We start from the raw sequence: 15,116 nt of genomic DNA, 5'->3' as shown, positions 1-15,116 counted from the left end.
CGAAGGCCGGGGTTCGCCTTTTCCGCTCCGCGTCCTTGTTACGCGGAAAAGTCCGGCCCGTACGTCCTGTACGGGCGTTCGCCGGGACGGGAGGCCACTGGCCTCCCGTCTTTTCCGGCTCACCCTTGGCGAACCCGCTCGACGGGACGCGTGTTCACCGGACACGCGTCTGATCCGCCTCGCCCTGCCGCGCCCCTCTGGGCTATTCCGGTTCAAGCCGGCGATGCTCGGGCGCGCCATACGGGACCATGCAGCAAGCCCTTATATCAAACCCGAAAAATGTTTTAGCGGAATCAGGCAATCAGCTTCAGACCGGGGGGCAAAGCCTCGCCGAAGATGCGTTTTTCGTCGGCTTCGGTGAGTTCTTTCACTTCCGATACCATGCTGATCCAGGAGTCCGGGGCTTTGCCGGCCCTCAGCCGCTCGATGACGCGCTGCCGCAACGCCGGATCGATGTCGCGTTCCCGGTCTCCGCTGAGCCTTGCGATGAGAGCGGCGGCGAAGCCGGCATGGGGTTCTTTTTTGAAGTCCCGATCGAAGATCTTGGTTAACCATTCCTCGGCCGTGACACGAGAAACCACGTTGTGCACGCTGCCATGGAACGGCACACGCGCACCGACGCGGCCAAGCGCCCACCAGCTTTCGGCGGGTTCGCTGGGCTTCGACAGGCGCTGGAGCAGCCAGCCTCCGAGTTCGACTTTTCTTGGGGCAGGGAGGCGCTCCAGCACGGCCGCAAGCCTCACCATGTCCTCATAGCTGCGCTTTTTGGCGAGGGTAGGGAGGTTGCCGCGCTTAGCGGTTTCGGGATTTATGAAGTTGGCCAAATCCTCGAAGACCGAAAGCTGAGCCGCCTCGTTCAAGCCCCCGGCCAGGCGGCGCCAGAAGGTCCACCATTCGGTCCAGTTTTGGACTTCGTTGACGAATTGCAGCCCTTGCCCATAGATCGCAAAGACCTGGTCAACCCGCCAATCGTCCAAGGGATAGCCGAATCCTGGACGGAGGCAGTACCCCGTCAGGCTAAACCACAAACGCTCGTGCTCGGCGGACCGCCGCCGGTGAGGCAGGCCTTCCAGCAAGGCGGCGAACAAGTCGCGCAATAATGCGGTATCCCAGTTATTTCGCGGTCCGAGAATTTTCTCGAGCTCTCCGCGTAATCCTTTGACGATCCTGGCATCGACAGTCTTCGCCTTTTTTCCGAAAACCAGATGGATTTTCTCTATGGCCTGATCAAGACGGGGATGCCGCTGGGTTTCGGGTAACGTCGTCTGTGGGGCGGCGTGCCGCAACTGAAATTCGATCTTCCAGCGACGTTTGGGATCGCCAGCCGCCACGCAGTGCAAATCGAGAGTGCCGACTTCGGTGAGAGAGGCTGCGATCTGCACGGCTTGGTCCGTCCGGCCTTGGGCGCTTTCCCGGTCGAAGGCGACGGCGAGGGGCGGTAACCGAACGAAACGCTCCTCGTCGATTTCGGCCAGATCGCCCGGTTGGAAACGCAGATCCTCGCTCGACGAAACCAGGTTAAAGCGCACCGGTTGTCCGAGCCTGAGCAGGAAAGTGCGGTCGGTCAATACGATCTCCCGGCCCTCCTCGGTTCCCCGCGGTAGGATGCAGATACCTTTGGGAGCATGGTTGTGGCTCGTTTCCACCAATAGAAAATAACTGCGCGCCGAGCCGCCGCCGATGCGTTGAACAGCGTGGCCACGCCTCGCCAGGCCATAAGCCACTGCACCGTAGGCTACGGCCAGGTCGGGACGGTCATTTTTCAGCAATACCGGCTGATGCCTCGCCCATGAGGCCACCAACTCCACCAGACGCCGGGCTATGATCGAACTGCGGAACACGCCGCCATTGAGAAGAACGGCGTCGGGGGCAGGCTCGGTGGAATTGGATTGGAGAGCCTCGCGCGCAGTCTCGAAGTGTTGAGTCAGAAAAGCAGCCAGATGTTTGCTGATCGCGGGATCGGCGGCGTAGGGCAAGCCGAATTCGACGACGCCGCTGCGCTTTCGGTCGGGATGATCGGCAAGACTCACGATCGGAAAGAAACCGTCGAGGGCGATTCCGTGGACTTCATCTCGGGTCAGTTCGGCCGAACGCGCGCCGCCGATGAGTCGGGCTCCCGTGCCCAGCAGCGTTACGGTTGCGGATTCGGGCGCATCGTGGGCCAACAGCCGTTCTTTGGCCAGCCGGCACTGTTCGACGAGTTGCGAAAGTTCGGCGGCAGACAGCTTTTGGTCTTCGCCCACCAGCCGGCGTTCTGTCAGATGAGCTAGGGTAAGATCGATGTTGTCGCCACCCAGCATCAGATGATTGCCGACGGCGATACGGGTAAGCCTGGGCTCGTCCTCGCCAGGCTCGACCTTGATCAAGGTCAGGTCCGTGGTGCCGCCGCCGATATCGCAGACCAGCAGCAAGCGCACGTCGCCGAGCTGTTTCCGCACGGATTTGCGGTGGTTCCAAAGCCAGTCGTAACAAACGGCTTGCGGCTCTTCGAGCAAACGCACATCCGGAAGTCCCGCCAGCCGGGTGGCTTCGAGCGTTAAAGTCCTCGCAGCCTCGTCGAAGGAAGCCGGTACGGTGACCACGATCTCTTGGTTTTCCAGCGGCGCCTCGGGATGGTGGTAATTCCAGGCCGAACGCACATGGCGGAGGTAACTCGCGCTGGCCTCGACCGGAGAGATTTTCGGGATTTCCTCCGGAGCGCCCCACGGGAGTATAGCGGCGGTTCGGTCGGCGGCGGCATGGGACAGCCAGCTCTTGGCGCTGGCCACGAAACGTCCCTGGCTCTTTGCGCCCAAGACCCGCGCCAGCTTGCCGATGACCGGTCGATAGGTCGATTCAGGCTCGAGAGATGGCCAAGGCAGCCGCACGTCCGCTTCAGTCAATTCGTCCAGCGACGCATGATAGCGGGCGGAAGGCAGCAGCGGTTCCGCCGCCACCTCGCCCGGCGAAACCGATTGATCGATGCGAAAAAGTTTGATTTCGGCTCGCGTGGCTTTGGCAAGCTCGGCATAGGCGACCACGGTATGGGTTGTGCCAAGGTCAATGCCGATAAGGTAACGAGGAGACTGGCTTGATGATTCGGGCATGCGCTAGGGTATCCGCAGGGTCACCGCCCTGCGGTTTATCCGTTATTTATTGAACGGCCAAAAAGTTTTCTTGGCCGAGGCGTCGTCTGTAGGCTGTTCAGGGGCTGTTTCGTCGGATGCGATCTCTGGTGCGGCTTCGGCTGCCCCCTCGGAGCGATCGCCCAAGATCGGTTCCTCCGGTGCGGCATTTTCATCCGGCGGCAAGGGTTTCTCGCCTGCGCGGACATCGAATTCGACATTCCACCGCTTGTCGCCGTCCTTCGCTACCGCTTCCAGTTGCAGCGTGCCGACTTCGGTGACCTTGGCGGCCAAATGGACCGGGACGACATCGCCCGCTTGGTATTCCTCGGTCGGTAAGGTGACTTCGATCTCGTCCAACTCGTCCATTTCGTCCTCCGACCAGTAATCGAGACGCGTGCCGACCACGTCGTCGCGGCGCACATTGGAAGCGAAGAAACGGAAACGTACGGGTTCTCCGACGACCAATCCGAACTCGTAGGGCGGCAGATCCGCTTCGGTGCCTTCTTCCATGCCGAAAGGCGCGATGCACAAGGCCTCGATCGGCGGAGCGAAGCCCGGTACGGCAGGCATGGCGCTTTCCACACCCACGTAATAGGCTGCGCCGGTGCCGCCGCGGATGCGGACCCCGCGACCTTTGCGGACGTAACCGTAATAAGCGGCGCCCCGCGCCACGGCCAAATCCAGATCGGCGCCGTGCAGCAACCGGGCGCGCGGGGCGCCGTCGGCTTCGAGCCAGCTATTCAGTACCTCGAGCAGCCTGTTCTCGAGCGCCTCGGACTTGAACACGCCGCCGTTGAGGAGCAGCGCGGTCGGATGCAGGAATTGGGCATCCGAAGGGAGGTCGAATCCCTGCAATTCTCCGGTCGCACCGATCTGCCGGCTGAGAAAGGCGGCGAGATGGCAGGTGATCCGCGCATCCTTAGCATAGGGAAGACCCAGGGTCGTCAAGCCGGTGCGGGCTTGGACAGCTGGACGGTCGGCGATTTGTACCCTAGGAAAGAAGCCTTCAATCAGCGTCCGCCCGACTTCGTCGCGGGTCAGGCTGGTACGCAGCGTCCCGCCGATGAGCGACGATCCGCGGCTGGGCACGACAACGGCGACCTCATCGGTATCCGAATCGGACAGCAGCGACTCTTTCGCATCCCGGCAGCCATGCATGAGCGCCTGGATTTGCCAGGGTTCGAGCCGTTTGCCCTCGGCTTCGATCTTGGTTTTCAGCACATAAGCCAGGGCGAGGTCCATGTTGTCCCCGCCGAGGAGGATGTGATCGCCAATGGCGACGCGATTGAGGATCAGATTGCCTTCCTCCTCGGTCACGGCGATCAGCGACAAATCGGTGGTGCCGCCGCCCACATCGACGACCAGAATGATATCGCCGGGTCTGACCTGTTCTCGCCATTTCCCCTCGCTGGTCTGAATCCAGCTGTACAGCGCCGACTGCGGCTCCTCTAGCAGAATCGCCTGGCGCAAGCCGACGGCATGAGCGGCTTCCACGGTAAGTTCGCGCGCGGCCGGATCGAAGGACGCGGGCACGGTGATCACCAAATCCTGCTCGCTCAGGGGGGCCTCCGGAAAGCGGGCGTTCCAGGCGTCGCGCATGTGGCGCAGATATTCGATCGACGCCTGCAGGGGCGAAACCCGCTTTACCTCTTCCGGCGACTGGATGGGCAGAATCGGCGCGCGGCAATCGACGCCGCTGTGGGACAGCCAGCTCTTGGCGCTGCCCACCAGGCGTATGGGGGTCTTGCTGCCGAGCTGTCTTGCCAGATCTCCGACGATGGCTTCCGGCTGCTCGTTCCAGGGCAATACGATATCGCCGGGGGCAAGCTCGGCCTCGTGGGCTTGATAAAGGAAGGACGGCAATTGCTTTTTGTCGCCGACCGCGCCGGGTGAGGTCAATTGCGGAATATCGAAGACTTCGAGTGGCGCTTTTTCGCCGTCACACTGGCCGAGGTCGACATACGAAACGACGCTATTGGTCGTTCCGAGGTCGATACCGACGGAATATTGGGTTTCGCTCACAATTCCACCTCTGCTTGCGCGATGATGTGTACGTCGTGTCCTTCGGCGACTTTGGGCAGCCTGACTCCGGTGGCGCGCCAGCCACGGTGTATCAATGTGCCGGTAAAGGGCGGATCGCCGACGATATTGCCCGTGGGTCTTACGCTCGAAGCATCGAACCCCTTGGGCAGGGTGATGCGGGAGTTCTCCTGCTCTTTGCGCACGGGTTCAAGTTCAAAATGCTGGTTCAATACCTTGCGGCACCCTTCATGCACGACTCGGGCTGCCGCGCCGATTTCAGTGTCGGAATAGGCGCCGACGTTTTCCTGGACAAAGTCGATAAAACGGGCTTCCTTTTGCAAAAGCCCGAGGAGCTGCAAGGCCGCATCGGGTGTGGCTTCTTTGACAACGACGGGTTCCGGCCGTTCCGGTTTGGCGATTTCCACCGGTTTGGGGACTTCCCGGACCGGAATGGGAGCCGCTTCGGCGCGAATCGGCGCGGCTGTTTCGGCTGCCGGCTGTTTGCGGCGAAGCAGGGCGATAACCGCCATGGACAGCAGCAGGATTTGCAGAATCAGCAGAATGACCACGAGAACGGCAAGTCCGATATGGACAGCGTCGAACGTGGTCGGAAAAAGGGATGGGTCGATTTGCATTCGGATCCTCTTTGCGTTGGGTGATGTCCCATGAAGCCGACGCGATCAGCGCGGCATGCATGGCAGGCTGCGCTGTCGATGCAGCCTGCCGGATAAGAACTAAGCGCAGGGCGGTCCTGTTACGGCTGTCCGGTTGCCGCTGGAGCCGCCTGGGCGCCCATGACCGTGCGCAGGATCTGCCGTGCGGCCTGGGTGCGGCGGCTGCGCATGTATCGTTCGGAGATCGTGCCGGGCACTTTTTCCCCATCGAATGCCGCCTTTACCTTCGAGAGCTTCTCCTCGCACGTTTTCAAGATTCGATCGGTGATCGCACGTGAATCCAACTGGTCGCCGATATGGGTTCGAGTTTCATTGTTAACGCATCCTTGATAAGCGACTAAAGCCAGCTTGACCTTTTCCAGGGTCTGGTCGGACAGGGTGGTGCCCTGCCATTCGTCGTCACCGAAAGCCGGCTGCAAGGCCGAAAGAAGGGCTCCGACAATCAGCACGCGTGAGAAAAGTCTCATATGCAATAACTCCTGAGTATTCGTCGAGTCAGTTTTATCTGCCCGATTCTACGCGATGTTGAGGGAGGGCGGAACGGAAAGGGTAAGCGGGAGAGGTGTTTCCTCCGGAGAATCGTTACGTCGAGCGGTCGACTCAGGCGCGGTGCTGTGCAAGCGCCCAACGCACGTGTTCCCTGATCAGCGGCGAAGAATCGTCGATCCGCGTTTGCAGGGCTTCGACCACATCCGAACACGTCTCCGAGTTGCCCAACGCCACTGCGATATTCCTGATCCAGCATTCATAACCGATCCGGCGAATGGCCGAGCCTTCGGTTTTTTGCAGAAACGTCGCCTCATCCCAGCGGAAAAGCTCGATCAGCCCTGCGATATTCAGTTCGTGACGCGGCATGAAATCCGCTTCCTCGGTGAGCCGCGCATAACGGTTCCACGGGCAGACGAGCTGGCAATCGTCACAGCCGTAAATACGGTTGCCGATGGCGGCGCGGAATTCTTCGGGAATCGGCTCGCGCAATTCGATGGTCAGGTAGGAAATGCAGCGTCGGGCATCCAAGCGATAGGGCGCGACAATGGCCCTGGTGGGGCAGACGTCGATGCAGGCCGTGCAGCTTCCGCAGTGATTTGTCACTTCGGAATCGCCGGGCAAGGGAAGGTCGGTGTAAATCTCCCCGAGGAAGAACATCGAGCCCGCCGTCCGGTTGATCAGATTGGTGTGCTTGCCGATCCAGCCAAGCCCGGCTTTGGCGGCGAGCGCTTTTTCCAGCACCGGGGCGCTGTCGACGAATACCCGATAACCGAAGGGGCCGGCTTCGCGCGCTATGCGCTCGGCCAATTGCTGTAAGCGCTTGCGGAGCAGCTTGTGATAATCGCGGCCGAGCGCATAGCGGGAGATGAACGCAGCGGCCGGATCGTCCAGCCGTTCCCGGATCGTGGTCCGATCCTCCGGCAGATAATCCATGCGCGCGCTGATCGCCCGCAGCGTGCCGGGGACGAGTTCGTCCGGCCGGCTGCGCTTGGTGCCGTGCCGTTCCATATAGTCCATTTCCCCGTGGAAACCCTCGTCAAGCCAGCGCTGGAGATGCTGTTCGGCCGCGGAAAGGTCGGTGTCGGCGATGCCGACTTGCTGAAAGCCGAGTTCGCGGCCCCAGATTTTGATTTTGGCGACTAGTTCGGAGTAATCGAGAGCGGATGAAGTCACAGAAGTGTGGAGAGAACGCAGCCTTTAAGCCAGAATAAGCGGAATGAGAGAACGATACAATCGAAGTTTACCGAAGGATCTTTACCGCGCCGAGGACGTGCGCGCCATGGACCGTTACGCCATCGAAACGGTGGGCATTCCAGGCATCGAATTGATGCGCCGGGCCGGTGTATCGGCCTTTGTGGCCTTGCGCGAACGCTGGCCGGAAGCGCGCACGCTCTCGGCGATTTGCGGCGGCGGCAACAACGGAGGCGATGCTTACGTAGTGGCGCGATTGGCCCACGAAGCGGGGATGGACGTGCGGGTTTATCCGGTGGCACCGCCGAACAGTCTTAAAGGCGATGCTCTGACCGCTTACCAGGGTTATCGAGCGGCGGGCGGTGGAGTATTGGATTTTATTCCCGCCGATTTCGAAGGAGCGGAAGTATTGGTGGACGGGCTCTTGGGCACCGGCTTGGATCGGGAGGTCAGCGGGCTTTACGCCGAAGTGATCAAGGCCGTCAATCGATTCTCCGGCCACGTGGCGGCGCTGGATATCCCGTCCGGCCTCCACGCCGATACCGGCGTCGCTCTGGGCGTGGCAATTAAGGCCGATTTGACCGTGACGTTCATCGGGCTCAAGCAGGGGCTATTTACCGGCGAAGGTCCCGAATACGCGGGCGAGGTTGTTTTTGCCGACTTGGGCACGCCGCCGGAAGTGCGGCATTCGGTAAAACCCTCGGCCATGCTCCTGCCGCAATGGGAGCGCGGTTTGCCTTCGCGTCCGCGTTATGCCCATAAGGGTCATTTCGGCCATGTGCTGGTGGTCGGAGGCGATCACGGCTACAGCGGCGCCGCCCGCATGGCTGCCGAGGCCGCGGCGCGGGTCGGAGCCGGGCTAATCAGCGTCGCCACGCGGAGAGCTCATGCCGACTCACTCAATCTGACCCGGCCGGAACTGATGTGCCACGGCGTCGAAACCGCCGAAGAACTGCGGATCTTATTGGAGCGGGCCACGGTGATCGCCGTCGGCCCGGGGCTAGGCCGTTCGGAGTGGGCGCAGACGTTGCTCGGCGCGGCATTGAAGACCGATTTACCGATAGTGGCGGATGCCGACGCGCTCAATCTTCTTGCGGCAAATCCCCGCAAACGGGACAACTGGGTCATCACCCCCCATCCGGGGGAAGCGGCACGGCTGCTCAATACGTCTTCTGCGGAAATCCAGAAAGATCGGTTCACCGCCATCCGGAGACTGCAGGCGCAGTTCGGCGGCGTGGCGGTGTTAAAGGGTTCGGGCAGTCTGATCTGCGGACCCAACGGGCTGCCTTCTGTCTGTACCGCGGGCAATCCCGGCATGGCCAGCGGCGGCATGGGCGACGTGCTGACCGGGGTGATCGCCGGATTGCTGGCGCAGCGGATAGAGCTATTCGAAGCGGCCGCACTGGGTGCGCAACTGCATGGAGCGGCGGGAGACGAGGCGGCGAAAACCGGTGAACGGGGACTTTTGGCCAGCGATTTGATGGATTCTTTGCGCCGGCTCGTCAATCTATGAAACTGACACTGCGAGACGAAGCCGAAACGCTCGCGTTTGCGGGGCGTGTTTATCGAGCCATGCCGTTTGGAGGCGTCGTCTTCCTGCGCGGAAACCTCGGTGCGGGCAAAACCACGTTTGTACGCGGCTGGCTTCGGGCGGCCGGCTTCTCGGGGCCGGTAAAAAGCCCGACCTTCACTCTGGTCGAAGAATATTCTCTTGAGGACCGGATCGTTTACCACTTCGATTTGTACCGGCTGAACGATCCGGAAGAGCTGGAATGGATGGGGTTCAGGGACTATCTCCGGCCGAATGCCGTGTGTTTCATCGAATGGCCGGAGCGCGGCGAGGGTATGTTGCCTCAGGCCGATCTTGAGATTAATCTGGAAATCGCGGGTACGGGGCGTATCGCGGAGATCATGGCGGGCACCGAGCGCGGGCGAGAGGTATTGGTTCACATGCAGCCCGAGTAGCCCATTTCCTTGCGGTTTCCCGAGTCTCGGGCTATGTTTTCAGCGGACGTTCAAGCATGGCGGCTCCATTCATGGAAAAAAAAACGCTAATCGCATGGTTGGTGCTCACTTTGTGGGGCTATGCACCGTGGCTTTTTGCCGCGCCCGCGCAAATGAAGTCGGTGAAGTTCGAGACCGCCGCGCAAGGCTCGCGACTGATCTTTAGTTTTTCGACGCCGCCCAAATACCGGGTGTCCCGCGGAAGCAACCCCAAACGCTTGCAAATCGATCTGGAAAACACATCCTTGTCCGGAGCATTCGGACAGCCACCCGCGTCCCATCCCTTGATCGCCAAACTTGTCCCCATTTCCGGCAAAACCAAGGAAAGCATCCGAATTTTGGTCGATCTTAAGAGTCCGGCTATTTATAAGATCCATGTGACTGGTTCTAAAGGACAGTCGCGCCTGGTGCTCGAATTGGCGAACCCGGCTTCGTCCGCTCAAGCGGGAAAAGAGCAGGCATCCAAGCCGCCGACGCAAAGGGGGCGGGCAATTCGGGTAGCAGAGTCGTCGAAAGTCGCTGCCAAACCGGTTTCGGCCAAGACCAAAGGCGCGTCAGACGCTGTGCGGCCTGTGCGTTCTCTGAAGCCGGGGCTTGCCAAGGAAATAGTGATAGTCATCGATGCCGGTCATGGCGGCAAGGATACCGGTGCGATCGGCCCCAAGGGAACCCATGAAAAGGATGTGGTGCTGGCGATCGCCCGCAAGCTCGAAAGGATGATGCGCGCCGAACCGGGCATGCGGCCCGTGATGGTGCGGAAAGGCGATCAGTTCGTCGATCTGCGCGAGCGGGCCGAGTTCGCGCGCAAGGCGAAGGCCGATTTATTTATTTCCCTTCACGCGGACGCCTACGTGAGCAACGATGTGAAGGGATCTTCCGTGTTCACCCTATCGGATCACGGCGCCTCCAGCGAAGCGGCCCGCTGGCTGGCGGACCGGGAAAACGCCGCTTTGGTGGGCGGGGTGAAGCTCAAGGGAAAGGACAAGCTGCTGGCTTCGGTGCTGCTCGACCTGTCGCAGACCGCCACGCTCGAGGCCAGCAATCGTGCGGCCGTAAAAGTGTTGGGAGAACTGAGAAAGGATTTCCATCTCCATCATCGCGACGTGCAAAAAGCCGGTTTTGTCGTGCTCAAGTCGCCGGACGTTCCCTCGATGCTGGTAGAGACGGCGTTCATCTCCAATCCCGATGAAGAGCGGAATCTCCGCGATCCGAACCATCAGGAACAGGTGGCCCGCGCGATATTCGACGGCATCCGCAATTATTTTTCCGAACGCCGGCCGGTGGTTCCCGTCGATTTGCGCATGGCCGACGCCTTGGACAGCGTGACCGAATCGGGCGATAAGAAGCTCGTCGTTCAAAAGTAAAAAGTGTGTGCCAAGGAGCGGCGCGGGCACTTTTCGATCATCTCCGTCTTTCATAAATCCTGCGTTTTTCCGAGAATAGCAAGGGTGCTGAATCCTTGCTCCTTCGGTTCTGTCTAATCGCCAAACCGTTTTCTCGACCGCCGATACTTTCCGATGCCCATCCGTATTCTCCCTCCGCAATTGATCAATCAAATCGCTGCCGGCGAGGTGGTCGAACGCCCCGCCTCGGTGGTGAAGGAATTGGTCGAAAACGCCTTCGACGCCGCCGCCCGCTCGGTGGAGATAGAGGTGGAACAGGGTGGTTTGCGCATGATGCGCATCCACGACGACGGTTGCGGTATCGACCGGGAGGAATTGCCGCTCGCCTTGTCCCGCCACGCCACCAGCAAGATCGCCAGCCTGGAGGACCTGGAGCGGGTCGCCAGCATGGGGTTCCGGGGCGAGGCCTTGCCCAGCATCAGCTCGGTTGCCCGCTTGACCTTGACCTCGCGCATACCCGGCGAGCGTTGCGCCTGGCGCGTCACGGCGGACGGGACGGAAATCGATTTCGACGTGCAGCCGGCGGCCCATCCCGCGGGCACGACGGTCGAGGTTCGCGATCTCTTTTACAACACGCCCGCGCGGCGGAAATTTCTCCGCTCGGAAAAGACCGAGTTCTCGCATATCGAAACGCTGATCAAGCGCATGGCCCTGAGCCGGTTCGACGTGGGTTTTGCCTTGAAGCACGACGAACGGGTCGTATTAAGTTTGCGGCCCGCGGAAGGCCAAGCCGAGATCGACCGGCGCTTGGCCCTGGTGCTTGGCGAGTCGTTTTTGGAAAACGCGCTGACGGTGGATTTTTCGGCGGCGGGTCTCAGGCTTTCCGGCTGGGTGGGGCTTCCGACGTTTTCCCGCAGTCAGACCGACATGCAGTTTTTCTATGTCAACGGACGTCTGGTCCGAGACAAGCTGGTGAACTACGCCGTGAAGCAAGCTTATCAGGACGTGCTTTACCACGGGCGTCAGCCGGTGTACGTGCTGTATCTGGAGCTGGACCCGGCGCTGGTCGACGTCAACGCTCATCCCGCCAAGCTTGAAGTGCGTTTTCGCGATTCCCGGATGGTCCACGATTTCCTGTTCCGGGCTTTGCACCGGGCTTTGGCCGAGACCAAGCCAAAGGCTGCCGAACCCGAGGCTGTGCCGCAAGCGGAAGCACCATCGGCAAGTGCATTTTCGCCGCCCAAGTTCTCGAGGCCTCACAGCCAAGCTACGCTTCCGTTGCAAGTAGCCGAGGCGATTCAAAGTTACGCCGATCTTTATTCCGCGCCTGTCCCGAAAGCCGAATTGCCGTGCGAGCCAAAGCGCGATGAAGAAGCGACGCCGCCCCTCGGTTTCGCCGTCGCTCATCTGCATGGCGCCTTTATTTTGGCCGAGAGCCGCAACGGGCTGATCGTGGTGGATGCTCACGCCGCCCACGAGCGCATCACCTACGAAAAGCTGAAGGAGCAAGTTGGGGCGAGATCGGTTCCGACGCAGCCCTTGCTGCTGCCGATCCGGATTCAGGTGACCGCGGCTGAGGCCGATCTCGCGGAGGAGTCGGCCGAAGTGTTCGAAAGTCTCGGCATCGAGCTCCGCCGAACCGGTCCGGAGACGCTCATGGTGCGGGCGTTGCCCGCCTTGCTGGCGGATGCGGACGGCGAACGCTTGGTGCGCGACGTGCTGTCCGATCTCAATCAGCACGGCCGGAGTTTGCGGATCGAGCAATCCTTGAACGACGTATTGGCGACCATGGCCTGCCACGGCTCGGTGAGGGCCAACCGAAAACTGACCGTGCCGGAAATGAACACGCTCCTGCGCGAAATGGAAGCGACGGAGCGCAGCGGCCAATGCAATCACGGCCGCCCGACATGGGTCGAGTTGAGCCTCAAGGACTTGAATCGCTTATTCATGCGCGGCCAGTGACCGAATTGCCGCCCGCCATCGCCCTGATGGGGCCGACCGCCTCGGGCAAGACACGGCTTGCCATCGAACTGGCCAAGGCGCTGGACGGCGAAGTCATCAGCGTCGATTCCGCCTTGGTTTACCGGGGCATGGATATCGGCACCGCCAAGCCGAGTCTGGAGGAAAGGGAAGGAATTCCGCACCATCTCATCGACATCCTCGACCCCGCCGAATCCTATTCCACCGGCCGCTTTCGGGACGAGGCGTTCAGGGCGATGCAAGACATCGCGAATCGCGGCAAGCTGCCGATTCTGGCTGGGGGCACGATGCTGTATTTCAACGCCTTGTTCTACGGCCTTTCGACTCTGCCGTCCGCCGACTCCGAGATCCGCCGGCAGATCGACGAGGAAGCGGCGAGTGTCGGCTGGGCGAAGTTGCACGCGCAACTCGTCGAAATCGATCCAGAGGCGGCGGCCCGCATCCATCCCAACGACCCGCAGCGCATCCAGCGCGCCCTGGAGGTGTATCGCCTGACCGGAGTTCCGCTATCCGTCCTGTGCGCCGAGACGAAATCGCCGCCTTTGCCGTTCGACCTGGTCAAGCTCATCGTTGCGCCGGCGAACCGCGAAGCTCTGCATGACCGAATTCGGCAACGCTTTCTCGCCATGATCGAACACGGCGTCATCGACGAAGTCCGCGCCTTGTACGAACGCGGCGACCTGCACGCCGATTTGCCTTCCATCCGCGCCGTCGGCTACCGGCAAGTCTGGGCGTATCTCGAAGGCGAATACGACCGCGACACGATGATCAAGCGCGGTATCATCGCCACCCGCCAATTCGCCAAGCGGCAGTTCACCTGGCTGAGGCGTGAGGAGGATGCGTTGAGGTATGTCAGTGAGGATGAAGGGTTGGCGGAAGCGGTGTTGAGGGATGTGAGATGTCGGCTGAAGCTGTAGGCTAAGACCTATTAAGGGAGGAATTTCTGGCGAATGTCGGCATTTTTTGGAAGCCGCCGATGGCGGCGGTTTAGTTTAAAGCGGGGAGCCGCCCCGCACGCGGGTTCCTTTCTTTTGTGTGGCCAAAAGAAAGGAACCAAAGGCCACCCGGATGGCGCCCTGATTCTGCGCGTCTCGCCCGGCACCGGGGCCGACCGAAGGCACTTCCCTGTGCCTCGGTCGCCGCACGCGATCCCTCGCGTGCCCCTAACAGGCGATTCCGGTGCCGGGCTTCGATGCTCGGGGTCGCCATAACGGGATGGGTCCTGAAGCCAGGCTCTTTACTGCGTCGAAGGAAGAGAACGCTTGATCCGATCGATAACGTCTGTTCATGTCACGACAGCTCGTAGGGTGGGTTAGCGCAGCGTAACCCACCGAAAAGATCGTCGCATCAATCGAGAAACGGCTCAACGCGAGCGATGCGGTTCGTTCCTCACTGCATCCTACAAATCTAATCGCGGTTCAAAAGCGTCTGACAGGCTTCCGGCATCGGCGGTTTGGGTGGTTCCGGCTTGACGGGGCCCGGCGGGTGTTTTTCGAACCACCATGAAAGGCTGGAATCGCAACCGTCGCCGGCGGGTACCGAGTCTTGCCGGACGCATTCGGGGCTGTCGGTGGGGCAGGTGAGGCGGAGGTGGAAATGGTCATGGTGTCCGTACCAGGGACGGACTTTTCGCAACCAGCCGCGGTTGCTGCGGACCGATCGGCAGAGTTCGCGCTTGATGTGGGCGTTGACGAAAATACGATCAACTTCGGGAATGGCAGCGGTCAGTTTCAGGAGCTGCGCGTGCTTCTGGCTCCAAAGGCGGCGGTCGAGGCTGTCTCCTGCGCGGTTCAACAGGCTCGGTGCGGGGATGTTGGCGCGCAGTCCGTCCGCTTTCGAATAGAGGCCGGGATTGAGATTGAACCAGACGTCGGCGTCGAGGCCGGTCTGATGGCTGCGGTGGCCGAACGGCATGGGGCCGCCGCGGGCTTGGCCGAGGTCGCCGACCTGGATCACGCCAACGGCGTTATGGACTCGTTTGCCTATCGTCTGAATCGTTCGGACCAGCGAAGGATGGCCGAAGTAGCGCTTTCGTTCCAAGTGCATGACGAGATAGCCGTCGCCTTCCGTCGGCAAGGAGGCCGCTCCGCTGATGCAGCCGTTGTTGGTCTGGCCGATCGCGCGCGGGGGCCCACCGACCGGGCCGGGAACTGCTGCCCAGGGGTTCGCAAGGAGAGCGCCCGGGAAGCTCAAAAGAACCACGGCTCGGCGGATCAGATGCATGACGGTCTGCATTGGCTGGGAACGTGCGGCCGACGGCGCTTAGAAGCTGTTGAAAAACTGCTGCGCCCATCCATGACGGCGTT

At 61.2% G+C, this 15,116-nt stretch carries 11 protein-coding genes; 5 read left to right on the top strand and 6 right to left on the bottom strand.

What is annotated here, in order from left to right:
- Positions 1-293: 293 nt before the first annotated feature.
- The 5 genes from VEB01_RS07935 to queG all read right to left on the bottom strand — a co-directional run bounded on the left by VEB01_RS07935 (position 294) and on the right by queG (position 7,465).
- Complete coding sequence (locus VEB01_RS07935; RefSeq protein WP_324874360.1) at positions 294-3,086, bottom strand: Hsp70 family protein; 2,793 nt, start codon at positions 3,084-3,086, stop codon at positions 294-296.
- A 42-nt stretch (positions 3,087-3,128) separates the two neighbouring features.
- Positions 3,129-5,129, bottom strand: a complete 2,001-nt coding sequence (locus VEB01_RS07930) for an Hsp70 family protein (RefSeq protein ID WP_324874358.1) — start codon at positions 5,127-5,129, stop codon at positions 3,129-3,131.
- Positions 5,126-5,764 (bottom strand): DUF2760 domain-containing protein, encoded by a 639-nt coding sequence (locus VEB01_RS07925; protein WP_324874356.1) that lies wholly within the window; start codon positions 5,762-5,764, stop codon positions 5,126-5,128. Before VEB01_RS07925 ends, VEB01_RS07930 begins: the two co-directional genes overlap by 4 nt.
- Before the next feature lie 119 nt (positions 5,765-5,883).
- Complete coding sequence (locus tag VEB01_RS07920; RefSeq protein WP_324874354.1) at positions 5,884-6,270, bottom strand: hypothetical protein; 387 nt, start codon at positions 6,268-6,270, stop codon at positions 5,884-5,886.
- A gap of 133 nt (positions 6,271-6,403) precedes the next feature.
- Entirely contained in the window at positions 6,404-7,465 is a 1,062-nt protein-coding gene (queG, locus tag VEB01_RS07915) for a tRNA epoxyqueuosine(34) reductase QueG (protein WP_324874352.1), read from the bottom strand.
- Between the two features lie 43 nt (positions 7,466-7,508).
- Between queG and VEB01_RS07910 the strand changes: the two genes are divergently transcribed.
- The 5 genes from VEB01_RS07910 (at position 7,509) to miaA (ending at position 13,727) form a co-directional block, all read left to right on the top strand.
- On the top strand, positions 7,509-8,996 hold the full coding sequence (locus VEB01_RS07910; protein ID WP_324874350.1) for an NAD(P)H-hydrate dehydratase: 1,488 nt from the start codon (positions 7,509-7,511) through the stop codon (positions 8,994-8,996).
- Complete coding sequence (tsaE, locus tag VEB01_RS07905) at positions 8,993-9,448, top strand: tRNA (adenosine(37)-N6)-threonylcarbamoyltransferase complex ATPase subunit type 1 TsaE (protein WP_324874348.1); 456 nt, start codon at positions 8,993-8,995, stop codon at positions 9,446-9,448. The genes VEB01_RS07910 and tsaE overlap by 4 nt, the downstream gene beginning before the upstream one ends.
- Positions 9,449-9,519: 71 nt before the next feature.
- A complete protein-coding gene (locus VEB01_RS07900) occupies positions 9,520-10,851 on the top strand; it encodes an N-acetylmuramoyl-L-alanine amidase (RefSeq protein WP_324874346.1) in 1,332 nt (443 codons plus the stop codon).
- 153 nt (positions 10,852-11,004) lie between these two features.
- Positions 11,005-12,792 (top strand): DNA mismatch repair endonuclease MutL, encoded by a 1,788-nt coding sequence (mutL, locus tag VEB01_RS07895; RefSeq protein WP_324874344.1) that lies wholly within the window; start codon positions 11,005-11,007, stop codon positions 12,790-12,792.
- A gap of 26 nt (positions 12,793-12,818) precedes the next feature.
- Positions 12,819-13,727 (top strand): tRNA (adenosine(37)-N6)-dimethylallyltransferase MiaA, encoded by a 909-nt coding sequence (gene miaA / locus VEB01_RS07890; RefSeq protein ID WP_324874362.1) that lies wholly within the window; start codon positions 12,819-12,821, stop codon positions 13,725-13,727.
- Positions 13,728-14,217: 490 nt separating this feature from the next.
- Here the strand turns inward: miaA and mepA are convergent, their stop codons facing one another.
- Positions 14,218-15,033, bottom strand: a complete 816-nt coding sequence (gene mepA, locus VEB01_RS07885) for a penicillin-insensitive murein endopeptidase (RefSeq protein ID WP_324874342.1) — start codon at positions 15,031-15,033, stop codon at positions 14,218-14,220.
- Positions 15,034-15,116: the final 83 nt, after the last annotated feature.

This window comes from Methylocaldum sp., assembly GCF_035627495.1.
GTDB lineage: Bacteria > Pseudomonadota > Gammaproteobacteria > Methylococcales > Methylococcaceae > Methylocaldum.
Note: the sequence above shows the minus strand (reverse complement) of the source record. Positions and strands in the feature narration are given on the sequence as shown.

Coding starts and splice junctions, on each gene's coding strand:
- VEB01_RS07935 (WP_324874360.1), bottom strand. CDS start 3,086: ATGCCCGAATCATCAAGCCAGTCTCCTCGTTACCTTATCGGCATTGAC.
- VEB01_RS07925 (WP_324874356.1), bottom strand. CDS start 5,764: ATGCAAATCGACCCATCCCTTTTTCCGACCACGTTCGACGCTGTCCAT.
- VEB01_RS07920 (WP_324874354.1), bottom strand. CDS start 6,270: ATGAGACTTTTCTCACGCGTGCTGATTGTCGGAGCCCTTCTTTCGGCC.
- VEB01_RS07910 (WP_324874350.1), top strand. CDS start 7,509: ATGAGAGAACGATACAATCGAAGTTTACCGAAGGATCTTTACCGCGCC.
- tsaE (WP_324874348.1), top strand. CDS start 8,993: ATGAAACTGACACTGCGAGACGAAGCCGAAACGCTCGCGTTTGCGGGG.
- VEB01_RS07900 (WP_324874346.1), top strand. CDS start 9,520: ATGGAAAAAAAAACGCTAATCGCATGGTTGGTGCTCACTTTGTGGGGC.
- mutL (WP_324874344.1), top strand. CDS start 11,005: ATGCCCATCCGTATTCTCCCTCCGCAATTGATCAATCAAATCGCTGCC.
- miaA (WP_324874362.1), top strand. CDS start 12,819: ATGGGGCCGACCGCCTCGGGCAAGACACGGCTTGCCATCGAACTGGCC.
- mepA (WP_324874342.1), bottom strand. CDS start 15,033: ATGCATCTGATCCGCCGAGCCGTGGTTCTTTTGAGCTTCCCGGGCGCT.